Source organism: Francisella philomiragia, assembly GCF_018135955.1.
Classification (GTDB): Bacteria; Pseudomonadota; Gammaproteobacteria; order Francisellales; family Francisellaceae; genus Francisella; species Francisella philomiragia.
The window spans coordinates 1,076,342-1,100,315 of the sequence record NZ_CP063138.1; the positions used below are offsets into that span (position 1 = coordinate 1,076,342).

Below are 23,974 nucleotides of genomic sequence, written 5' to 3' on the forward strand. Positions count from 1 at the left end.
GAAACTATAATTAATGTCTGAATTAGAAAACACTCCAACAAAACCAAAAAAAATTAGCCACATTAAGGCTACTAGAAAAAATATTCTTAGTGCTCTACTGATTGTAGCTATGATCAGTGGTGGTGTCTACGGTATAAATAGCTACTTAGATTATAAACATAATAAATTTCTAAAAGAGTATAATGCTGCTATCACGGATATCAAAAATCATAATAGCAATGGTTATAATAATGCTTTTAGCATTCTCAAAGAGATTGTTGAAGATAATGAGGCTACTGCTCAAGACTTTTTTTATTTAGGGTACTCATATCAATATGGATTTGGTACTGAAAAAAATTACTTTGATGCTTACAAGTACTATAAGAAATCAGCTTCTTTAAATTATCCTCAAGCTTTTTATCAAATAGGTGTTCTTTATGAAGATGGCTTAGGTGTTAATAAAGATAATACAAAGGCTATGGACTATTTCAAAAAATCATATGACTTAGGTTACAAAAATTCAATAGTCGATTTAGCAAATATAATTAGTTCTAATAACAACCTAATATCAACCACCGATCCAGAAATCTTATATGAAATATATCTAGCTTACAAAGATGGTAAACTACCTAATGAAAATGATAAAACCATAGATAAATACATTATAACAGCTGCGGCTAATGGTTATGAACCAGCCATAATTGTTCAAGCACGTAACTTTACAGACAAAGGTGATAACTATAGAGCTCTAATGCTATGGCAAACACTATTATACAGCTCAGATCCTAAAGTAGCTGAACTAGCTAAAAAGGAAACAGTAGAAGTTGAAAATCTAGTTAAACAAGAAAGATTGAAAACTCTAGAAAAAGAAAGACTAAAACGCATTGAAATTCAGCAAAATTTGCGTAAAAAACAACTGGATGATACTAGAAGAATCGAACAAGTACAGAAAAAAATTGAATTTGCATTATCAACACCAAAACAAGAAATAACTAATCTAGATGGATTAATTTATTTAAATCTCTCAAGAGTAAATAAAGGTCAATTACAACAGTTTTATTCAGATATTCTAAAAGCATCTATCGACATAAAACTATTAAATACCGATAATAATCTAGATTATAGTTATATTGATGATTTCTTAATCTTATCGAAATATGTAGACATAAGATCATCTTTACGATTTGACTTCGGCGAAAAAGCTAATAATAACAAGTATGAAGGCATTGTTTATCTTTTCTATAATTATGAGAACAAAATGGTTAAACAAAGTGCCATAGCAGCTCTTAAAAATATAAAGGCTAAAGAGTCATCATTAACTCCAAAGTTAGCTAATGCTCAAGAACAGCCTTTAGATTACTCAAATAAACCTATAAAAGAAAAAGTAAAACAAACAGAAAAATCTAAAACGAATGTTGATAAAGTCCAACTAACCTATGAAGAAAAAATCCAAAGAATGCAAGTATTTGCTCAAAAAGGAGATTTTAGACAATTATATAAGCTAGAGCAGGCAGCAAAAGATGGTGACGTTTATGCTATGTACTATGCTGGGGAATATTACTACAATGTAAAAGAGTATAAAACAGCTCTCGATTACTTCAATGAAGCTGCTGATAAAGGATATGGTCCTGCTTATTATAAGCTAGCATCTTTATATTATAATGAAGAGCAAAACGGAGTACCTTACGATAAAGAAAAAGCTATGTATTACTATAAAAAAGCGGCTCAACTAGGTGTAAGAAATGCTCAACATATATTAATGCTTATTGAATAATAAATTCATACTCAATCATTCCTACATGATTATTGATACTCACCTTTTTTCCAATGTTTACGACAAACTGAAACATATCGAGTATCGATATCTTTTAAAGAATCATCATCAACAACTATTGGATTACCCTCTTTTATAGCTTTACCATTTTGCACCATCATATTAAAACTAGCTTTTTTACCACAGTGACAGATAGTTTTGACCTCTTCTAAAGTGTCTGCAATTGCAAGCAATAAAGCTGCTGTTTCAAAAGGTTGACCTAAATAGTTAGTACGTAGCCCATAACAGATGACAGGTATATCTAACTGATCCGCAATATCAGAAAGTTGCCAAACTTGGGCTTGGGTAAAAAAGTGTATCTCATCAATTAAAACACAATCCACCTTATGTTTCTCGTTATAATCTTTGACAAATTCAAAGATGTTATCTTGATCTGTTAATGAATAAGCATCTTGATCTATACCTATTCGTGATTTAACTTTATTTAAACCCGCTCTTTTATCTATTGCTGAAGTTAAAACCAAAGGTTTTCTGCCTCTATCTTCATAATTATAAGCTACTTTTAAGAGATCCAATGTTTTACCCGCATCCATTGCTGAATATCTAAAATATAATTTTGCCACTATCAAAACCCTTTATATTTTTTCCTAATAATATTAATCCCATGACGAATAGGTAAAACTAATGTTTCCAGATCATCTCTTTGATTTACATATTTATTAAAATCATCTAATGCTTTTGCTCGTTTATCTTGTGGATCTATCACCTCACCACGCCAAAGTATATCATCTACTATGATAACTCCTTTATCAGATAGCTTCTCAATTAAAATATCAAAATATTGTTGAGTTTGTTTTTTATCGGCATCAATAAATGCAATATCTATATGATTAGGTAAAGTTGGTAATATATCAATAGCATTACCTTGACAATACTCAATATTAGGATACTTAGCTATAAACTCTTTAGCTATCGCTTCGCCTGATTGATTAGCTCTATCAATAGTATACACCTTTGTATTAACTGATACTTCTGCCATCGCAATAGCTGACATTCCAGTAAATGTGCCAACATCTACACAAATTTTTGCTTGGGTTGTAAATACAAAAAACTGTAATAATTTAGCTACTACCTTTTCTGATAACATCTGAGCACCATGAACAGACTCTTTCGTAGAATTATTTAAAAGATTTAGATTAGCTGATAAATCACTCGTATGTTCAATACAGTATTGCCAAATACTATCTTCAGTAAACTGATTTTGTTTCATTACAAATGAGAATATAAAATAATTGACTCCGAGTATTTTGCATTAATGATAATCATTAGTCTAGAGACTTGCCGTGCTTTTAGTTAAATTTTATGATAGAATTTGCGAGCATTTTACTATAAACAACTTTTTAGTATTTAGAGAATAAATTAAATAACAGCATAAAAATTATAAAGGTTTCAGATCAATGAAAGAACAAAAAAAAGTTTTTATAAAAACTTTAGGTTGCCAAATGAATGAATATGACTCTCAAAAAATGCATGAGGTATTAGATGAGCATTTTCATACCGTTAAAACTGATGACTACAAAGAAGCAGATATAATATTAATAAATACATGTTCTATTCGAGAAAAAGCCCAAGAAAAAGTATTCCATGAGTTAGGAAGATGGAAAAATCTTAAAAAGAAAAAAGAAGATTTAGTAATTGGTGTTGGTGGCTGTGTTGCATCTCAAGAAGGTGAAAACATTATCAAAAGAGCTCCATTTGTAGATCTAGTATTTGGTCCTCAAACTATTCATAGATTACCTGAGATGATCAGGAGAAAACAAAGCACTCAAGAATCTCAAGTTGACATATCTTTCCCAGAAGTTGAAAAATTTGACTTTTTACCTGAACCAAAAGCTGAAGGTGCTAAAGCATACGTATCAATTATGGAAGGATGTGATAAATACTGTTCATACTGTGTAGTACCATATACTCGTGGTCCAGAAGTTAACAGACCATTTGAGGATGTACTTGGAGAATGTGCAGCTCTCGCAGAACAAGGTGTTAAAGAAATTACTTTATTGGGACAAAATGTAAATCACTACTTAGGTCCAATGGAAAATGGCGAAACTGCAGATTTAGCATTATTAATTCACTTCATCGCTGAGATAGATGGTATCGAAAGAATTAGATTTACAACTTCTCATCCTGTTGAGTTCTCACAAAATCTGATCGATGCTTACGGTAGTGTACCTGAACTAGCTAACCACTTGCATTTACCGGTGCAACATGGCTCAGATAGAGTTCTAATAAATATGAAAAGAAATCATACAATTCTAGAATTCAAACAAAAAATTAGAAAATTAAGAGCAATAAGACCAGACATTACTATTTCATCTGATTTCATTGTTGGTTTCCCAGGTGAAACTGAAGAAGATTTCCAAAAGCTTATGGATCTAGTAAAAGATGTGAATTTTGATCAGTCATTTAGCTTCATATATAGTAAACGTCCTGGTACTCCAGCTGCTGACTTACCTGATGATACTCCAATAGAAGTTAAGAAAGATAGACTAAAAAGACTACAAGATTTATTAAATAGTAATGCGCAAATTATTTCTAGACAAATGGTAGGTACAGAGCAAAGAATCTTAGTTGAAGGTACATCTAAAAAAGATGATAATGTTCTGGCTGGTAGAACAGAAAATAATAGAATTGTTAATTTCATAGGCGATAAGTCTTTGATTGGTCAGTTTGCTATGGTTAAAATAACAGAAAGCTTACCAAACTCTCTTAGAGGAGAACTTATTTAATTTATGAATAAAACTCAATTTGTTCTAGAGCCTTATAATTACGATGCCATGATGCTACTTTGTGGTAACCTTGATGAAAATATTCGCGCGATTGAAAATTATTTTGATGTTGAAATTAAACACCGTGCGGATGAGTTTGAGATAACAAGTGAATCAAGCGCTAATAATACTCAATCAAAAAGATTTATCAAATCATGTTATGCTGAAATTTTAGCTGGAAATACTGAGCTTGACCTAGAGCAAATCACAACGATCCTAAATGCTACCGCAAAAGAAAAAGTAGCATCAAGTAATAAAGCTCAAAAAAAAGTTGAAGAAGCTGAAGTTCAATTACGAAGTAAAAAACTAAAAGCACGTACACAAAACCAAGCTATTTACCTTGATAATATCAAAAATAATTTTGTTACATTTGGTGTTGGTCCGGCAGGTACTGGTAAGACATATATGGCAATCGCTTGTGCTGTATCTGCTTATGAAAGAGGTGAAGTTAGAAGAATAGTACTAGTCCGCCCTGCTGTTGAGGCTGGAGAAAAATTGGGTTTCTTACCTGGTGATTTAGCTCAAAAAATTGATCCGTACTTACGTCCAATGTATGATGCTTTGTTTGACTTTATGGGTGTCGAAAAAGTTACAAAACTAATAGAAAAACAAGCCATCGAGATAGCGCCCTTGGCATATATGCGTGGTAGAACCATTAATGACTCTTTTATAGTTCTTGATGAAAGTCAAAACACTACTAAGGAACAAATGAAGATGTTTTTAACAAGAATTGGTTTTAATACTACTGCTGTCATAACAGGAGATATAACTCAGGTTGACTTACCTAAGAATGTAACTTCGGGCTTAAGACATGCTCTATCAATTCTTGATAATATTGATGGTGTAGCTATTAGCTATTTAAAATCAGTTGACATTGTACGCCACCAAATAGTTCAAAAAATTGTAAATGCTTATGACAAGCATGAAGAGAACACTAAAAATGGATAGTCTAAATTTAAATGTCATCAATGATGACGAACACCCCATACCTAATCAAGATTTACTAGAAAAATGTTTTGCTCTTGTAGCTAATAAGCATAATATTTCACAAGCTGAAGTTAATGTGAGTATTGTATCAAATCAAGAAATACAGCAAATTAACAAGCAATTCCGTCACAAAGACAAACCGACAAATATTATCTCTTTTGAATTTGAAAAACCTGAAGGGTTACCAGAAGATATAGCTGCCAATTTTTGGGGAGATATTGTTATAGCTCCAGAAGTACTCAAGAAAGAAGCCAAAGAGCAAAATAAAAATTTAGATGACCATTGGCAACATATTTTTATCCATGGGTTATTACATTTACTAGGCTATGATCATATTGATGATAGAGAAGCTGAGGAAATGGAGAATTTAGAGATTGAGTTACTAGCTGAACTAGGAATTGCTAATCCGTATATTGAACAAGAGAATTAGAATGGCCGAAAATAATCATTTTATAAAAAAACTTACATCAAGCATTTTTAATATTAAAAGTGAAAATGCCCTTATTGATGCTATTAATAGAGCTGCTGATAATGAGGTTATTGATAAAACATCACAGAATATGCTAATTGGTGCTATGAAAATATCATCTTTAGATGTCGGTGACATTATGATTTCTCATACAAAAATAGTTGCTATAGATATGTCAATGTCAATCAGTGAAATCCTAAAAAAGACTATAAACTCAAGCCATACGCGCTTGCCAGTTTATTGTAGAGATAAGTCAGAGGTACTAGGTATTCTGCATTCAAAAGATCTATTAAAACTAATTTTTGAAAAAGAAATTGAATCTTCTGATGATGAAGAATTAAAAGCAGAGGATATAAAGACTATACTTCGCCCTGCTATTTTCATTCCAGAAACAAAAAAACTTAATGCAATGTTAAAAGACTTTAAAAATAGTCAAAATCATATTGCTATTGTTGTTGACGAGTATGGTGCAATTTCTGGACTAATAACTATCGAAGATGTCTTAGAAGAAATTGTTGGTGATATAGAAGATGAGTTTGATATTTCTAGTCAAAATATTGTCAAAATAGCTGATGATAAATTTATAATTGATGCTACAACATCAATTGAAGATTTCAACGAATATTTTGCAACATCGATAGATGATGATGGTGATTATGATACTATCGCTGGGATGATAATTCAGACCTTAGAAAGATTACCTGAAAAAGGCGATAGTATTGTTATTGATGGCTTGAAATTTATAGTACAAGAAGCAGATAATAGAAAAATCATCAAAATTTTAGTAGAAAAATTTAAGAAGTAATGAAAAAGATTATTCTAAAAATCGCTCCACCAATAGTAAGTGGCGCCTTACTAACGTTGGCTTTTGCTCCATTTCGCATCGATGTATTAGCTGTTGTAGCTTTAGTAGCTTTTTTTTATTTATTAAATCGATCAGTTAGAATTCGTGACGCTTTTTTCACATCTACGTTATTTGGAATAGGCTTTTTTGGTACTAGTATATCTTGGGTATATATAAGTATTCATCTATTTACCGAATCAGTAGCTGCTGGACTATCTGCTGCTATTGCATTAGTAATTTTACTTAGCTTCTTACATATAATACCTTTTGGTGTTTTTAGCCATATTCTCACACGTAAAGCTAATAACTTTTCTAAGCTATTAATTTATCCTGCATTATGGACACTTTTTGAGATTGTCAAAGCAAACCTTCTATGGGGAGGATTTCCTTGGGTTTCTCTTGGTTACTCACAGACAGAATCGCCTTTAATTTGGTATGCAAATATTGGTGGTGTCTATTTAGTAAGCTATATAATTGCTTTGATTGCTTGTCTAATAGTCTTTTTCATCTGTGACAACACTTCTACTAAGAAGACAATTAGTGTTGTAGCTATTATAGTAGCATTATATTTAGGTGGTTATATCATTAAATACAATCAACCTGAAACACAAACGAATCAACCTCAAAAAGTGGTTTTAATTCAGGGAGATTTTGTCCAAGGGTTTAAATGGGATCGTGATAACTTTGCAAAAATGCAAAAGTACTATCAACAAGCTGCATCTAAATATAAAGACTCTTTAATAATACTATCCGAAAATGCTATCCCTAATTATCGACAATTCATGAGTGAATATTTTAAGAATCTTACAAAGTTAGCAAATAAAAATAATAATGCTATGCTCATAGGATCTTTAAGTGCTGATCAATCAACTGCTGGAACTAAAATTTATAATAGCTCAATCATTATTGGCAAAGGTGAAGGCGTTTATAATAAACACCACTTAGTTCCATTTGGTGAATATTTTCCAATTAAGTTTTTTGGATATGTAGATAGTGTTGGTCTTAGTAGTTTTAATGCTGGTGATAATATACAACCTATTATGACAGCCTTTGGCTCGCCTATTGCTAATTTTATTTGCTATGAAGTTGCCTATCCTGAGCAGGTTCGAGATCAACTACAAGGTGCTAGACTTATTTCTATAATAAGTGATGATTCGTGGTTTGGTGACTCCATAGCACGTGAGCAACAGCTACAGATATCTCAAGTAAGAGCTATTGAGAATATCAAATATGTTCTCACAACTACAAGTAATGGTATTACAGCAGTTATCAACCCAGATGGAGTAATTGTCAAAGAACTACCTAAAGATACTCGTGCTTCCCTTGAGCAAACAGTCTATCTAAATGACTATCACTCTATTTGGATGAGAATTGGTATGTCATTAATATGGTTATTAATTATATTTAGTATAGCTATTGGTATAGTTATCAAAGAGAAATTACAAAAGAAATAGTTATACTTTTCTCCTGTAAAGGATGCGTTATAAATATTTAAATATTTTTTGTCGCGACTTTAAAAAAAGACAAATACTTGCTATATAAAGTTTTTGTTTAACACAGCTCTTCTATAAACTCTAACTACTGGTTCATGACAATATATTAAACTCAAATGAAACGTCTACTATTTACATCTTTATCCTTAATTCCAACATTTTTACTAGCAAACACTACTATAGATGACTCTTTTAATAATTTGGAAGATAAATATCATGGTAAACTCGGTATATATACCGTCAATACCGATGATAAAATTAATATAAGCTACAATGAAAATTATCACTTCCCAATTTGTAGTGTTTTTAAATTTTTATTAGTTGGTGCAGTTCTAGAATATGATATGCAAGACAAAGGTTTTTTAGATAAAAAAATTCTAATAACTCAAGACGATATTGGTACTCTAGGTTATGCTCCAGTAACAGGCAAAAATATTGGTAAAACTTTGACAATATCACAGCTCAATTATGCAGCTATTCTAAGTGATAATCCTGCTGCTAATATCCTTGTTAGAGAGATTGGGGGCTTGGAAAAGCTTAATAAATTAGTAGCAAAACTAGGAGATAAAGATACTATTATCAAAAATGATGAGCCTAAAATCAATCATACAAAACCAGATAGTAATATCAACAAAACAACGCCCAAAGCTATAACTCAAGATATCTATAATCTAGCATTTGGTAATATTTTGGATAAAAAACATCGTGAAATCTTCATAGGATATTTACAAAAAAACAATACTGGTGCAAATAGAATAGCGTATAGTATGCCTAAAAATTGGATAATTGGTGACAAGACAGGAACTTGTGGAGAGTATGCGGCTACTAATGATGTAGCGATAATTTGGCCACAGAATAAACCGCCTTTTGCTCTAAGTATTCTATATACAAACACTAGTGATGTAAAAGCTCTAAGTAATGAAAAAATTATTCAGCAAGCATCTAAACTTACTGCAAATAGCTTATTAAATAATGGTTACAAATAAGCTGTCCTCCACATAGAAGAGACATTATTTATAACAGATTCCCTATCTTGAATATTCGTCAAGAAATGTAATCCTGTACGCTGTTCAATATCCTTGATTGATACTCTATAATTTGCAATCTTTGTCTTTTCAACTCTTGCATTAGGCATTACAAAGGCTATAGCTTGGTTTTTAGAAGGTACATATATTATCTTAAAGAAATAATCTGGCACTGCTATCTTATTATCACCTATTGTTTTATATATCTTCTGTTTCTTATAGATAGGACCTGTATATACATAGATTGAATCATACATATTTGCCCAAATTCGCTCATCCGTTTCTAATCTCTCCCAACCTTGCCTATTTAATCCAGCTTTTTGAGGAGACATATTCGACAATAAGAATGACTCATCTGCAGACTTTTTACTAAAATTCATAGAAGCATAAGATGCCAAATGCCCTCTATCATAACCAGAGCGTGAATAATCATCTAATGTAGCTCGATAAACAAAAGGTACATCACTATCCTCTTTAAATTTATCATCTCTTTTTAGTTTATTAGCGACTTTTGACTTTGTAAGTTTAAATGCCACCCAACTCGCCTCTTTAGTTTGATAATTATAACCAACAACATAACCATCACGACATAAGTAGAGATTTGACTGTCCTAATCCTTCTGTCACATCATAGCTAGGATTACCATAAGCCAAAAAACCATGACAATAATCAGTTACAGCAGGCAATGTTCTAACAGGTGGATACTGCTTAAGATTCTCGAATTGATTTATCTGCTGTTGTTGATCTTTTGCACTATCACTTTCAGAAAAGAATTTTGCAATTATATTTTGATTATCTTTAGCAGTATAATGCTTTAGTGGCTCACTAGTAAAATAGTTATATATTTTATAACGTAAATCTATAAATTTTTCTTTAATATCAAACTTATCAAATAGAAGTCCTGAAAAACCTCCACTAATAGTTAATACCAAAAATAATACTATCTTTACATAGCGAATTGACTTCTTATTGTCTTTGTTAGAGTTTTTATTTTTTGCTGCCATGTTTACCTATTTTTTATCACAAAAATATCACTAGAAATTTTCATCTATATTAATTGAAAAATATTAGAAATAAAAAATTATTCAGCTATTTAATATGTCTTGTCTTGAATAATAGAAAATCTTTGACTTCTTGATCTTCGATTAATGGTAATACTTCTTTTCTAATTCTACTGTAGTAATTGTTTATAGTTTTTTTCTCGGTATAAGTTAGCATCCATGTTTCAATCAAATTATATTCATAAGGTACTAATGTCAAATCCTCAAAACAATAAAAAGGTCCATGCCCTGTAGGAGAATCTTGATTACGTTGTTTTACATAACACAAATTTTCAATTCTAATGCCAAACTGACCTGGAAAATATGCTCCTGGTTCATTGCTTAGAATCATGCCAGGCATTAGCTCAACTTTAGAAGCTGAGTTTATACGTTGAGGACCTTCATGCACACCTAAGAAACTACCCACTCCATGACCTGTACCATGAGCATAATCTGAACAGAAATGCCATAAATGCTCACGTGCTAATACATCTAAGTGAGATCCTGTAGTTCCTTTTGGAAAGACTGCTCTACCTAAGCCTAGATGACCTTTTAAAACTAATGTATAGTATCTTCTATGCTCATTAGATGGTCTACCGAAGTGCAGTACGCGAGTAATATCAGTTGTTCCTTCTTTGTACTGCCCTCCAGAATCGCACAAAAGAGGTGCTTGATCATCAATTTTCTTTAGATTTACATCTCTCTTAGCTGAATAATGAATAATCGCACCATTAGCAGCATGACCAACAATATATGAGAAACTATCTTCAACATAACCCTTTTGCTTAGCACGAAACTCTCTGAGTTTTGCCATTGCATCAAGTTCATCTATCCCTTGATAGTTGTTCTCCATCCAGTGCCACCATGAGATAAATGCTGCTGCATCTTTTTTATGAGCATCTTTTGATCCATTTATTTCAATAGAGTTTTTTAATGCCTTGCTCAAAATTATTGGACTAGTGTCTTCGATAAGTTTACTATGCTCATTTTCTTTGATTGCTAATTTAACAGCATAACTTGCAACATTACTATCGATAACAAACTTTGCAGCAAACTTTTTCAAATCTGCAAAAAACTCTTTATAGTCAAGAACGATCACATTATTTTGCTCAAAATGACTATGAATCTCATCTGTAACTTTATCTTTATCAATATATAAGAAAGTACTTTCAACTGTAACTACCATATAGCAAATAGCTAATGGTGTATTTTTGATATCTCTGCCTCTTATGTTTAAAGTCCACATAATTGAGTCTAAGCTTGTCTCTATTAGACACTCTGCTTTGATAGATTTTAAATATGTTCTAAGATTTCTTAGCTTTGAATCAACCGATTGACCAGCATATTGAATTTCGTGTACAAAAATATTTTCTTTAGGTATAGCAGCTTCTTGATTAAGCTCTTTTTGAGCTTGAGCTACCAGATTAGTATTATCAAAAACAATTTTACCATCAACTTTTTTTGCTATTGATAATAAATTTTCTGCTCTAGTAATACCTATTTTTTTCGGATCTATTGCAAGTGTTTTACCAGCGAAATTTTCTTCAAGCCACTCTTCTATTTTTGAAGAAAAAGCTGTTTGCTTTAATAATACAAATTCATTTTTATCAAGTTGATATTCGGCTTGAGTGAAATATCTACCATCGGTTGAAAGATAAGATTTATCTAAACCTATAAGGACATCTCCTGCTGAACCATCAAAGCCACTAATCCAGCTACGATATTGCCAGCACTCTGGAACATACTCATTATTATGATCATCTATAGAAGGAACTAAATAAAAATCATAGCCCTTTTCTTTCATTAATCTTCTTAAAACTTGTAATTTTTCAGACATTTTATCCCCATTAGATATATTTAAATTCATTCAAACCATACAAATGTAGCTTGTCTACCTGTAATACCCTCTTTGCGATAAGAGTAAAATCTTTTGTTACTGTAAGTACATAAACCAGAGTCGACTATATCAAAACAATGATTATCATTTAATATTTGTCGAGCTACCATTTTCATATCAAAAAGATATTTATCTTCACTTTTTGAGCGAAATGCTTGTCCATATGCCTCATGCTGCTCTACAAATTTATCATGAACATCACAACCAACTTCATAGAAATTTCCAGATATACAAGGACCAAACCAAGCTACTAGATCTAAGCCAACAAACTCTTTGAGAGTCTGCTCTAATATTCCTTGCAATAAACCTCTCCAGCCAGCATGAATAGCAGCCACTTTTGTCATCTTTTTATCAAAAAGTATTATAGGCAGGCAATCTGCTGTCAAAACCACACAAGCCTGCTTAGGCTTATCTGTAACGATAGCATCACAAAAACCACCATTATATTCATCAAAACTTGTGACAATATTGGTATGATTTTGTCTTAACCATTTAATATCAGCGTTGATGTAAGATCTAAATGAATTACGATTTTTTTCTACAGCTAAATGCTTATCACCAACATTATCTGCTAGATTAAATTTAGCATATTTATCTTTACTAAAGCCTTGAGTATTATTTGTATAACCTAGTTTAAGTCTAGCAAAAGGCGTATTTACAAAAACTACTGACATCCTCTTAAACTTACCTATTTTTTAGCGTAACGATTTTTAACATAATTCTCGACAATCTCTATAAACTCTTTTGAGATATTATCACCTCTGAGAGTATGAGCTTTTTTGCCATCTATAAATACTGGTGCTACAGGAGACTCTCCACTGCCTGGCAAACTAATACCAATATCAGCATTTTTTGACTCACCTGGACCATTTACTACACATCCCATCACAGCTACTTTCATGGCTTCAACACCATGATATTGATCTTTCCATGTGTGCATTTTTTCATCTAAATGCTCTTTAACTGTACTAGTTAGCTCTCTAAAAAATGAGCTAGTAGTTCTTCCACAGCCTGGACAAGATGTCACACTTGGAGTGAATGTTCGCATACCAAGGTTTTGCAAAATCTCTCGACACACTCTAACCTCTTCTGTACGTGGAGCATTTGGTGCAGGAGTTAATGAGACACGTATAGTGTTACCTATACCTTGTTGTAACAATATTCCCAAGCTAACAGCACTAGCAACAATACCTTTTGTACCCATACCTGCTTCAGTCAGCCCTAAGTGTAGAGCATAATCACACTCTTTAGCAAGCTTTTGATACACCGCGACTAAGTCTTGAACTTCACTAACTTTACATGAAATAATGATTTTATCTTTTGCTAAGCCAAGATCTTGCGCATATTTTGCACTCTCTAATGCTGAAGTAATAAGCGCTTTGTGCATTATTTGCTGCAATGTTAACGGATTTTCTTGAAGATTATTCTCATCAATTAGTCTAGCTAATAATGCCTGATCTAAACTTCCCCAGTTAACTCCAATACGAACAGGCTTATCATTTGCAATGGCAATTTTGATAATCTCGGCAAACTGAGTATCTTTCTTTTTACCGAAACCCACATTACCTGGATTTATGCGATATTTTGCTAGTGCTTTTGCACACTCTGGATATTTACTAAGTAGAGTATGACCATTATAGTGAAAATCACCAACTAAAGGTACATGGCAATCATGCTTTGCTAACTCTTTAACAATCTCTGGCACAGCGGCAGCAGCTGGCTCATCATTAACGGTAATTCTAACTATCTCACTACCTGCTTTATGAAGAGCTAAAATTTGCTTAACTGTCTTTTCAATATCTGCAGTATAGGTATCTGTCATTGATTGGACAACAACCGGATTATTTCCGCCAATTAAGACATCTCCAACTCTTACAACATTTGTTTTACTCATATAAGAACCCAAAAAATTATATTTATATTTTTAAATAATTTCACGAAAAGTATACAATGTAAGATTATATCATCATAAAGATTAATTTTCATAAGCTATGAACTTTAAAGAATTAGAAAATTACTTAAATAACTACTTTGATATTGCGCAATTTAAAGACTATTGCCCAAATGGTCTACAGATTCAAGGAGATAGAGATATCAAAAAGGTTGTCACTGGTGTCACAGCATGTCAGGCACTTATAGACCAAGCTGTAAAAGAGAATGCTGATGCCATTATTGTACATCATGGTTATTTTTGGAAAGGTGAAAGTTACCCTATCGTTGGTATAAAGTATGAGCGTATCTCAAAACTTATAAAAAATGGTATACATCTATTTGGTTATCACTTACCTCTAGATGGACATTCTAAAATAGGTAATAATATCTTATTAGCAAAAAAACTAAATCTTACAAATCTAGAGTTTTTTGAAACAGGTTCCAAGCCTGATATTTCAGTGATAGGTAACTGTGATTTAGATTTAGATAGTTTTAGCAATTTAATAGAAAATAAACTTGATAAAAAGCCAATCGTAATTTCTACAAAACAGCAAAATAAAAAAGTAGCTATTTGTACTGGTGGAGCACAAGACTATATTGAATATGCATATCAAGCAGGAGCTGACACTTTCATATCAGGAGAAATCTCTGAAAGAACAACTCATGCTGCTCGTGAACTAGGTATAAACTATATCGCAGCAGGACATCACGCTACAGAAAAAGAAGGTGTAAAGGCTATTGCTAATTTGCTTAAACAAGAGTTTACTCTAGATGCTAAATTTATAGATATAGATAATCCGGCATAGCCATACTTATTATTTCTTGGGTAATTCTTGGGAGATACCATTAGGGTATCCTCTATAAGAGATAATAGTTTTATCATTATTAGGGTTAATAATTCTATCTATGTATCCCAAAAATTTGGTGTTATCAGTTCCTAGCCTATACACTAAACTATTCCAGTTTATTTTTTTATCTTTGACAATAATATTTGGATCCGTCCATGATGCCTCAGCCAAACCAGTCATTTTTGGAAATGCCATATACCATAAATGATTTGCATTATTAATATTCTCTGACCACAGAGCTCCTTCTAGACCCTTTATATTTTTAGCTTCTTTTGTTGATAAACTGGTGATCGTAGTTTTTGAATCTAAAGCACTATTTAAAGCAGCATGAGTATCTGCATATTCAGTAGCCCAATAAAAACCAGGCTCCCAAAAATCTGGATTATATGATAAATCAAAATATGTATCATCAGCATATGCTAATACCGTAGAGTAACCAGCTTTTGCAAGTTGCTGTGCTTCATTGTATCCAGAGCTATTAAATGCACTCCAAACCCAAATATATCCAGTTTTCTCAGAAGGTATTGAGTTTTTATCAATACCTCCCGCTAAATTTCCATTAGGATCATTTTGGACAGTTTGTTGCCATCCAGATATTCTTAGATTAGTATTTTGTTGCAACTCTTTAAAAAACTTATGCGATTTTTCTAATGCATTTAAATCTTTTTGATTTTCACATGTCGAGTCATTAGTCCAAGCATCAGCAGAAACTTCATCACCACCTACACTAATTTGTGGCTCAAAATATACTGTATTTTGGTTATCAAAAAGTTTATATACCTCAGTTACAATCTGATCAATCTTAGCTGTAAACTTTTCTCCTTGAGTATTTGACTGGTTATATAAACACACTGGTAAAACATCATCATAATACCCTTGTACACTTATATAGTCACTTTTATCAGATTTATTAATAAATATATCAGGTGCTGAGTCAATCAATGATTTAGCATGACCTGGCAAATCTATTTCAGGAATAACTGTTATTTGTCTAGCATTTGCATAACTAATAATCTCTTGAATATCTTTTTTTGAATAATATCCCTCATAAATCGTTGCAGCTGTTGGGTAATTAGGCGATATAATATCGCTATCTTTTATTTTCTGATTAAAGTAATTTGATTTATCTAAATTTGCTTGTTGATACATTTGTGCCGGAATAGTTGAGCTATCATTATATCCTCTTGTACTGGCTCTTTTAACATCTACGCTATCTAGAGCTAACCTAAAACCTTCATCATCAGAAAAATGAATATGTAAAGTATTTAACTTTTGGCTTGCCATAGCATCAATTAGTGTTTTTATTGTCTGAACACTAAAGTAATGTCTAGCGACATCTAGCAATATACCTCTATACTGAAATCTTGGTTGATCTTTGATTGTTACTTGAGGAAGTATCAACATATTACTAGTATTCTTACTACCAACATTATCTTTTTGATAAAGGTTTCTCAGTGTTTGGATAGCATAAAATAAACCAGCACTTGTCTGATATCTAATATAGATCTTATTATCAATTATTTTTAAAATATAGCCTTCTTTATTTTTAATAGATAAGTCTTTTTCAAGAATAATACTCGCATGATTTTTATCAGTAACTGCTTTTAAGTCATTAGTTGTAATCTTATCTGTTTTAAAATATTGATTTAACAATTTGATATTCTGCTTACTATTAGAATCATCCACATATACTCCATTGTCTAAATTTATATTTTGCTTTGAACCAACATTACTAATACTTAGGGGAGTCGGTATCAGATGATATTGATTAGCAAATTCTGAAGAATCTCTGGAAATTGAGTTATCAACATATGATTGTAATTTTTTTTGGATTTCTATATTAATCTTAGCTGAATCATAGCCTTGAATGCTTGAGATTTCCTTAGTATTTTTAGATATATAAGCATCTAGATTAGCATTGGAAGTTACTACATTGCCGTTAGAGTCAATCAAAAAGAAGCTTTGAGGAAGAGATGATATATTACAAGGAACCCACAGGTTATTATTTTCGAAACTAAATCTATATATATGCCCTGCCTCTAGTTCAAAATCAGTAGTAGCTCTAAACAAATTACTATAACCATCAGCATAAATAGGCATAGTAGTCAAATTATCAGCTTTTTTAACATAACTCAGATTTGCTGATTTTTTAGTACTTAAATCAGTAACCTTGAGAGTAAGATTAGGATTTACATCTTTAGATGAATTATAAGTTCTTGGCATATAAAAACCAAAAAGCCAATCCCTTGATTGATTTTGATTAATTTTGACATCAATACTCATATCAAATTTACGATTATTTTGACTGATATTTTTTATTTGAATTTTTTGTACATCAAAATCAGTTGCAAATCCACTACTAAGTAAACACTGTGAACCAAGTAATACAGCTATTAAATTCTTTTTCATATATGCCTTATATCAAATTGAATAAATTTAAAATGATAATACTTAATAAAGATATTATCTAAACAATTTGATTATTGAAAATAAAAGATGAAAAAGAATATAGAATTAGTAAAAAGTTATTTGATAAAACCTTGTTCGATTTCTTCTAGAGTGCGTCCATTTGTTTTTGGTACAAATTTAAACGCTATAAAACTATATACCAAAGTACATACTCCACATATACCTAAAATCACACCGTAATTTCCATTAAAATGTTGTGTCACAGGCATCACTGAAGAAGCTAAAATTGCAGATGCCATACTATTTAAGAATAGTGCTACAGCTAAGCCTTTACTTCTAATATTTGTAGGTAATAACTCAGACATAATAACCCATATATATGCTCCTGGACCGATGGCAAAGAAGAATATATATAATATGAAACCAATAAGTAATACCATACCTTTTGCTGAAGTATCAGGCATAGCATACATTAGAACTGCTAGAGTAAGTAAAACTATAGAAACCATTAAAGTTCCAAAAGTAATTACAAATTTTCTCTCTATTTTATCAGCTATAACAACTGCTATAATCGTTGTCACAAAGTTAAGACCCGTAATTGCAACACCACCAACAACAGCTGCATATACAGAACCTAAGCCAGTTTCTTTTAGCATCGTAGGAGCGTATTGTAAGATACTGTTAATTCCAGTCATTTGAGCTAAAATCGCAACAGAGAATACTATAAGCATCGGCATTAAATAATGTCTTTTTGTAAGACTCGATAATAAACTGCCTTCATTTTTAGTTTTCTCAATCAAAGCTTTAACTTCTTGCATTTGCTGTTTTGCTGCATCTACACCTATAGTTTCTGATAAGATTTTTTCCGCCTCTTGCTCTCTATTTTTCATGATTAGCCATCTAGGAGATTTAATCAGTAGAAATCCTCCTATGAACACAATCAGACCAGGAATTAAAGCTGTAAGAAACATATTTCTCCAGTCACCAGTCTCTAAACCAGTTACAGGATCATTTGATATAAACAATAAACTTACTGCAACAGATATTAATATTCCTGCTGTGAGAAATAGCTGAAAACATGTAACGGCTAAACCGCGAATCATACTAGGCACAGATTCTGTCAAATATAACGGAACTGTTATAGATATAAAACCAACTGCTACGCCTTGAACTAATCTTGAAAATAGAAGAAAATCATAACTCTCAGCAGAATAAATCATGAATACTGATATTACAAATATTAATCCGGACGCGGTAATAATATTTTTTCTACCAAAAATATCTGCTAGTACTCCACCTATAAGAATTGCGAAGGCTCCACCAAATAAAACAGAACCTCCTAAGAATGATTCTTGTGCTGCAGTCATACCCAATTCAGATTTGATAAAAGGTAAAGCACCGCCTATTATACCTATATCATATCCATACAACATTCCACCCATTGCTGAGAAAAATATAATCATAAAGACTTTAAGCTTATTAGCTTCTTTCATTCTTTTCTCCTTAAAAAAATAAAGCCATCAGTAAATTATCATTTCAAAATAAATTAAACAGTTTCTGTAACTTTTTTTAGATTACTTGGACTATCAGGGTTATATCCTAATGACAATGCCAATTCATTTACCATTAGGTAGAATTTTTGCAATATAACTACAGTTTCAAGAATTGGATGAGTTTTTACATCAATATGTAAATGAACCTTTGCATCAGATTGATTATCTGTTGTAGCAAATACAGTTCTAACTCCCAAATCTGTCATTCTCTTAACAATCTCACGAGTACCTTGAGCACTTTCATCATGCTGCAAAATAGTAAATGTTGTAAAAGTTTGATTCATAAGAGCAAATGGACCATGTAATACTTCAGCAGAGCTAAATGCTTCAGCATGGATTCCACAAGTTTCTTTAAACTTCAAAGCCATCTCTTGGACTATTGGAAATCCAAAACCTCTTCCGATGACAAACATATTTTTACTTTTTTTAAGCTCTTCTATAGCTGGAGTCCAATCAGAATTTAGACTTTTCTCTAGTGCTTTTGGAAGATTATTTAAACTATCCAATAAAGCTTGATCTTGATTATATTCAGCTACAATATTTACTAGCGCTACTAAAGAAGTTATTACACTCTTAGTCGCTGCAACTGCATTTTCTGCATCAGCTCTTACAGGTAAGACCAAGTCTGCACTATCTGCTAAAGGAGATTTCTCAACATTCACTATCGCTAAAGTAGTACATCCAGCTTTTTTACAACCTTCAAGTGCTAGACGCAAATCCGGACTACCTCCAGATTGTGATATACCTATAGCTAATGTATTTTCATCACCTATATTTTTGTTATAAATAGTTGTTATAGATGGTGGCAAAGACGAAACACTAAATCCAAGCTGCGTTTCAAATAAATACTTTGCATAATTAGCTACACAATCAGAACTGCCTCTCGCTACAGTAATAACTCTTTTAATATTTTTTTCTTTAAGAGTTTTGACTATAGTTTTAACAATATCTTTATTGAGCTTAAGTTGATTAGCGACTTTCTCGAAGCTACTACTAGCCTCTTGGTGCATAAGAGTTTTTGTCATATTAACTGATGAAATAAAAATTATAGGTAATCCATTATAAGCTTGTTTTTTTTATTTTTGCAATAAAAATAGTTATCAAAATTAAACTATGACTATCAATTTTTGAGAAGACAAACCTCCGCTACTTATGTAGTATACCAAGTTGGTAAACTATGTTAAAATCCATCTCTATAATTTTCTACAATAAGGTTTATAATATGGTAATTTTACTTATAGTTTCGGTCGCTGTATTAATATATTTACACATTAAGCAGGTTAGTTTTAATTTTAGAACAATATTCGCTCTAGTTACTGGAATAATTATTGGTATTATCTATAACTGGACTGATAGTTATAGTAATAGTTTCATCCAGATTAGCAATATATTGGGAGACGGCTATATTTCTTTACTTAAGATGCTAATTATCCCTATTGTTCTAACATCTATTATCCATTCAATAGTAAATCTAAAAAACTACGAAGGCTCTTATGTTATAAAATTTGCATATAAAACAATAGCAATACTACTTATATTAACTGGGATAAGTGCTGCTATAGGAGCTACTGTTGCTATCATAATGAATTTAGGTCATGGTATAGATATCGCATCTATTACAGGCAATGTTGCTAAAGATATAAAAACATCAAGCATATCTGAGACTGTCTTAGGATTTTTACCTGAAAATATTTTCCATCAGATGGATAATAATAATGTAATGGCCGTAGTTATATTTGCGATACTTCTTGGCTTCTCAATGCTAATAGCTCATCGTGAAGATAGTAAACTAGCAGCTCCTTTCATCAGTTTTGTAGATTCTGCATTTTTCGTAATAAAGAAATTAGCTAGAATGATTATTGCTATCACACCTTATGGTGTACTTGGATTGATGATACAAATGAGCATAGAGCTAGATAACAATAGCATTTCTACAGTTTTATATTTTATCTTCACTTGTTATATAGCATTAGCAATTGTTCTAATAATGCATATTGTTCTATTAGTTATATTTAGAACTAACATTGTCAGATTCTACAAAAGTATTTGGAAAGCTATGTTAGTTGCTGCTACATCTAGATCTAGTATGGGCACTCTACCATTATCAATCGATGGTTTAAACAAATACGGTACTACCAGTAGTATTGCTACATTTGCACCAACTATGGGTACTACCCTAGGCATGAATGGTTGTGCTGGAGTATTTCCTGCAGTGCTAGCAATAATGGCAATGAATGCTACAGGCGTAGATATCACATTTTCAACTGTGATATTGATTTCGCTAATCTGTATGTTGGCTTCACTAGGTGTATCTGGAATTCCAGGTACAGCATTTGTTGCTGCGGGTGTTGTTTTTTCTTACTTTGGATTACCTTGGCAAATGATTGCTTTAATCATCGGTGTTGACGCTATTATCGATAGCTTTAGAACTCCTCTAAATATTCACGGTACTATGACAACAGCTATTATCGTAGATAAAACTACCAAAGCTTCTTAACACAGTAATATTTGATAAACTATTTAAGTACCGCAAAAAGTAAATCTAACTTTCTCTTGTTCTAGAGGTTCTGCCATATATTTCTTAGTGAGAGCATTTAATTCATATGGTGTTTCAAGTGCTGTCACGAGACTTTGAAGAATGCTAAAATTACCATTTTCTGCAAACTTAAGTGCTTTTTCAACTTGATGATTACGCGGGATTATTACTGGATTAGATCTCATCATACTTTCGAAATTGATATCGTAATTGACATATTTATCTAACCAATCTTTTAAGCCTTTATTTCGCAAGTGATCAAAATTATTATAGCTTAGATTATAGAACGTATTTGTATAATCTAACTTATGCTTAAACATATCAATGAGCAAACCGGAAATAAGTTCATCATCGTATTCGCTATTGACACTAAAACCTATTTTACTAAGAAACATTTGTCTCCATTTTTGCTTATAAATCTCTGAATAACTTTGCAGTTTATCTTGAGCTAATTTAATAGCTTCATCCTCATCCTGTGAGATAAGTTTCAATAAACTTTCTGCTAGTCTTGCAATATTCCAGCCAGCAATTGATGCTTGATTAGCAAACGCATATCTTCCATCTCGATCTATTGAACTAAAAACAGTATCAGGATCATAAGTATCTATAAATGCGCAAGGTCCATAATCAATAGTTTCGCCTGAAATAGTCATATTATCAGTATTCATAACCCCATGAATAAAACCTACTCTTTCCCATTGTGTTATTAAAGTTGTCTGTTTATCAATGACATAGTCAAGTAAGCTCAAAGCTTTATTATCACTATATGAAATATTATGTCTAACAATCGTATAGTCTAATAATTCTTGGCTATAATTCTCCCCAAGCATAGCTGCATACTGAAAAGTACCTACTCTAATGTGACTACTTGCAACTCTAAGAGCTATTGCTCCTTGTTGTAATTTATTTCTTTGAATATTCTCACCTGTTGATATCACAGCTAAAATTCGGCTAGTAGGTATGCCTAGATTATGCATAGCTTCACTAACTATATATTCTCTAAGCATTGGCGCTAAAGCTGCTTTACCATCACCACCTCGAGAGAACTTAGTTAAGCCAGATCCTTTTAGATGAAAATCAACCAGCTCGCCATTGGATTTTTCATATTCACCAATTAAAATAGCTCGACCATCTCCTAACATTGTAAAATTACCAAACTGATGACCAGCATAAGCTTGTGAAATTGGCTTTTTACTAGTATAACCTAAGAAAATTTTTAATAATTCTTGCTCTGATTTACCTTCTAAATCTAAACCTAAGTCCTTGGCTAAACAATCATTTACAATCAGTAACTTTGCATCAGGATATCTGTATACTTTTTGCGCTGAATAAAACTTATCAGATAAATCCGTATAACCATATTGGAAATCAATCATAAAATCTAAACTTTACTGTTTTGGTATAATTTTAGCAGAGTATAGATAATAACATAGCTTTTAAGGTAAAATAGATACTATAAGTGCTAGGATAAGGAGTCAAATAGTTATGGAATATCTCAAACTAGCAATAGTTGATTCTGAAAACTATAACAATTTCTCTCATATTTCTGAGGGTAATTTTGACAGAGTAATTGTCTTTACTAATCCACAAGAATTAGAAGCAAACTTCAATAAAACCCAAATCTATCATAACTTTGAACTTGTACCAATAATTTATGGTGAAGGCAACAAAGATAATATGGATGGTTATATCTGTGCTAAAGTTGGTGAGTATGTCGAAAGATATCGTGATTTCCGTACTTACCTTAGCATCACTATTTTTAGTAATGATCGAATTTTTAGAGGTATTGCGTCATACTATACACGCAAAGGATTCAATATAGCTACTGCTGCTCCTAACCAATGCGACACCGGTAATAGTAATACTGATCCTAAAATACGTATCAAAAAATTCCTGTCATGCCATGAAAGCATTGTTAATAAAACATTCAAAAAACACTTTAATGAAACAAATCAAGATGCCTTCTATAGACTCATTAGAAGACATTTAGACAAAGATATACCTAGACAAACTACAGATCTTTTCGTTGAAAACAATATTGTATTCTTTTCAAATAAATCACGTAAGATTGGTATTGATGAATCTAAGTATAACCTTTTGTAATGTTTTAATAAGGTACTGGATATACGATTTTTATAATGCTAAAATATTGCAACTTTTTATTTACTAATCATTTTTTTAGAGTTAATTATGGAATATAGAAAATACATTTGTATCGTTTGTGGTTTAATTTATGATGAAGCTGAAGGTTGGCCAGAAGATGGTATTGAACCTGGTACTAGATGGGAAGATGTCCCTGAAGACTGGGAATGTCCTGACTGTGGTGTTGGTAAGGATGAGTTTGAACTATTAGAAGAATAATT

Annotated in this window: 20 protein-coding genes and 1 pseudogene; 11 read left to right on the top strand and 10 right to left on the bottom strand. The window is 31.8% G+C overall.

Annotated features, from left to right (window positions below; genetic code table 11):
- The first annotated feature begins 13 nt into the window (after positions 1 to 13).
- Complete coding sequence (locus tag IMS64_RS05265; RefSeq protein ID WP_088821323.1) at positions 14 to 1,753, top strand: tetratricopeptide repeat protein; 1,740 nt, start codon at positions 14 to 16, stop codon at positions 1,751 to 1,753.
- A 29-nt stretch (positions 1,754 to 1,782) separates the two neighbouring features.
- Here IMS64_RS05265 and IMS64_RS05270 read toward each other — a convergent pair whose 3' ends face one another.
- Positions 1,783 to 2,376, bottom strand: coding sequence for a thymidine kinase (locus IMS64_RS05270; RefSeq protein ID WP_004287914.1), 594 nt, complete (start codon positions 2,374 to 2,376; stop codon positions 1,783 to 1,785).
- Between the two features lie 2 nt (positions 2,377 to 2,378).
- Positions 2,379 to 3,023 (bottom strand): O-methyltransferase, encoded by a 645-nt coding sequence (locus IMS64_RS05275; RefSeq protein ID WP_211490070.1) that lies wholly within the window; start codon positions 3,021 to 3,023, stop codon positions 2,379 to 2,381.
- A gap of 187 nt (positions 3,024 to 3,210) precedes the next feature.
- On the opposite strand from IMS64_RS05275, the gene miaB reads away from it, so the two are divergent.
- From miaB to bla, 6 genes are all read left to right on the top strand, one after another.
- Positions 3,211 to 4,539, top strand: a complete 1,329-nt coding sequence (gene miaB / locus IMS64_RS05280; RefSeq protein ID WP_088821325.1) for a tRNA (N6-isopentenyl adenosine(37)-C2)-methylthiotransferase MiaB — start codon at positions 3,211 to 3,213, stop codon at positions 4,537 to 4,539.
- Between the two features lie 3 nt (positions 4,540 to 4,542).
- Positions 4,543 to 5,526 carry a PhoH family protein gene (locus tag IMS64_RS05285; RefSeq protein WP_012279585.1) on the top strand — a complete coding sequence of 328 codons (984 nt, stop codon included), beginning with the start codon at positions 4,543 to 4,545 and terminating at the stop codon, positions 5,524 to 5,526.
- Positions 5,519 to 5,995, top strand: coding sequence for an rRNA maturation RNase YbeY (gene ybeY / locus IMS64_RS05290; protein WP_211490071.1), 477 nt, complete (start codon positions 5,519 to 5,521; stop codon positions 5,993 to 5,995). The genes IMS64_RS05285 and ybeY overlap by 8 nt, the downstream gene beginning before the upstream one ends.
- Position 5,996: 1 nt before the next feature.
- A complete protein-coding gene (locus tag IMS64_RS05295; RefSeq protein WP_004287919.1) occupies positions 5,997 to 6,839 on the top strand; it encodes a CorC family transporter in 843 nt (280 codons plus the stop codon).
- Positions 6,839 to 8,332: an apolipoprotein N-acyltransferase gene (gene lnt, locus IMS64_RS05300; protein ID WP_211490072.1), complete on the top strand. Its 1,494-nt coding sequence runs from the start codon at positions 6,839 to 6,841 to the stop codon at positions 8,330 to 8,332. The genes IMS64_RS05295 and lnt overlap by 1 nt, the downstream gene beginning before the upstream one ends.
- Positions 8,333 to 8,487: 155 nt before the next feature.
- A complete protein-coding gene (gene bla, locus IMS64_RS05305; protein WP_211490073.1) occupies positions 8,488 to 9,357 on the top strand; it encodes a class A beta-lactamase in 870 nt (289 codons plus the stop codon).
- On the opposite strand, the gene IMS64_RS05310 is transcribed toward bla, so the two are convergent.
- From IMS64_RS05310 to ispG, 4 genes are all read right to left on the bottom strand, one after another.
- A complete protein-coding gene (locus tag IMS64_RS05310) occupies positions 9,348 to 10,400 on the bottom strand; it encodes a DNA/RNA non-specific endonuclease (protein WP_211490074.1) in 1,053 nt (350 codons plus the stop codon). The two genes, bla and IMS64_RS05310, sit on opposite strands and share 10 nt — an antisense overlap.
- A gap of 85 nt (positions 10,401 to 10,485) precedes the next feature.
- Complete coding sequence (locus IMS64_RS05315) at positions 10,486 to 12,273, bottom strand: aminopeptidase P family protein (RefSeq protein WP_211490075.1); 1,788 nt, start codon at positions 12,271 to 12,273, stop codon at positions 10,486 to 10,488.
- 26 nt (positions 12,274 to 12,299) lie between these two features.
- A complete protein-coding gene (gene pgeF / locus IMS64_RS05320; RefSeq protein WP_035736199.1) occupies positions 12,300 to 13,007 on the bottom strand; it encodes a peptidoglycan editing factor PgeF in 708 nt (235 codons plus the stop codon).
- 14 nt (positions 13,008 to 13,021) lie between these two features.
- Complete coding sequence (ispG, locus tag IMS64_RS05325) at positions 13,022 to 14,227, bottom strand: flavodoxin-dependent (E)-4-hydroxy-3-methylbut-2-enyl-diphosphate synthase (protein WP_200166397.1); 1,206 nt, start codon at positions 14,225 to 14,227, stop codon at positions 13,022 to 13,024.
- Positions 14,228 to 14,324: 97 nt separating this feature from the next.
- On the opposite strand from ispG, the gene IMS64_RS05330 reads away from it, so the two are divergent.
- Positions 14,325 to 15,071: a Nif3-like dinuclear metal center hexameric protein gene (locus IMS64_RS05330; protein ID WP_211490076.1), complete on the top strand. Its 747-nt coding sequence runs from the start codon at positions 14,325 to 14,327 to the stop codon at positions 15,069 to 15,071.
- 249 nt (positions 15,072 to 15,320) lie between these two features.
- Here IMS64_RS05330 and IMS64_RS05335 read toward each other — a convergent pair.
- The 3 genes and pseudogenes from IMS64_RS05335 to IMS64_RS05345 form a co-directional block, all read right to left on the bottom strand.
- A pseudogene (locus IMS64_RS05335) lies at positions 15,321 to 17,522 on the bottom strand (family 20 glycosylhydrolase); the annotation flags it as partial.
- Between the two features lie 116 nt (positions 17,523 to 17,638).
- On the bottom strand, positions 17,639 to 19,015 hold the full coding sequence (locus IMS64_RS05340; protein WP_211490078.1) for a sugar porter family MFS transporter: 1,377 nt from the start codon (positions 19,013 to 19,015) through the stop codon (positions 17,639 to 17,641).
- A 53-nt stretch (positions 19,016 to 19,068) separates the two neighbouring features.
- Positions 19,069 to 20,100: an SIS domain-containing protein gene (locus IMS64_RS05345; protein ID WP_012279600.1), complete on the bottom strand. Its 1,032-nt coding sequence runs from the start codon at positions 20,098 to 20,100 to the stop codon at positions 19,069 to 19,071.
- 197 nt (positions 20,101 to 20,297) lie between these two features.
- Here IMS64_RS05345 and IMS64_RS05350 point away from each other — a divergent pair, with 197 nt between their 5' ends.
- A complete protein-coding gene (locus tag IMS64_RS05350) occupies positions 20,298 to 21,572 on the top strand; it encodes a dicarboxylate/amino acid:cation symporter (RefSeq protein WP_088821334.1) in 1,275 nt (424 codons plus the stop codon).
- A 23-nt stretch (positions 21,573 to 21,595) separates the two neighbouring features.
- Here IMS64_RS05350 and IMS64_RS05355 read toward each other — a convergent pair whose 3' ends face one another.
- Positions 21,596 to 22,987, bottom strand: coding sequence for a protein adenylyltransferase SelO (locus IMS64_RS05355; RefSeq protein ID WP_200166391.1), 1,392 nt, complete (start codon positions 22,985 to 22,987; stop codon positions 21,596 to 21,598).
- A gap of 109 nt (positions 22,988 to 23,096) precedes the next feature.
- Here IMS64_RS05355 and IMS64_RS05360 point away from each other — a divergent pair, with 109 nt between their 5' ends.
- Together IMS64_RS05360 and IMS64_RS05365 are read left to right on the top strand one after the other, a co-directional pair.
- Positions 23,097 to 23,714, top strand: coding sequence for a PIN domain-containing protein (locus tag IMS64_RS05360; protein ID WP_211490079.1), 618 nt, complete (start codon positions 23,097 to 23,099; stop codon positions 23,712 to 23,714).
- Positions 23,715 to 23,801: 87 nt separating this feature from the next.
- On the top strand, positions 23,802 to 23,972 hold the full coding sequence (locus tag IMS64_RS05365; RefSeq protein WP_012279604.1) for a rubredoxin: 171 nt from the start codon (positions 23,802 to 23,804) through the stop codon (positions 23,970 to 23,972).
- Positions 23,973 to 23,974: the final 2 nt, after the last annotated feature.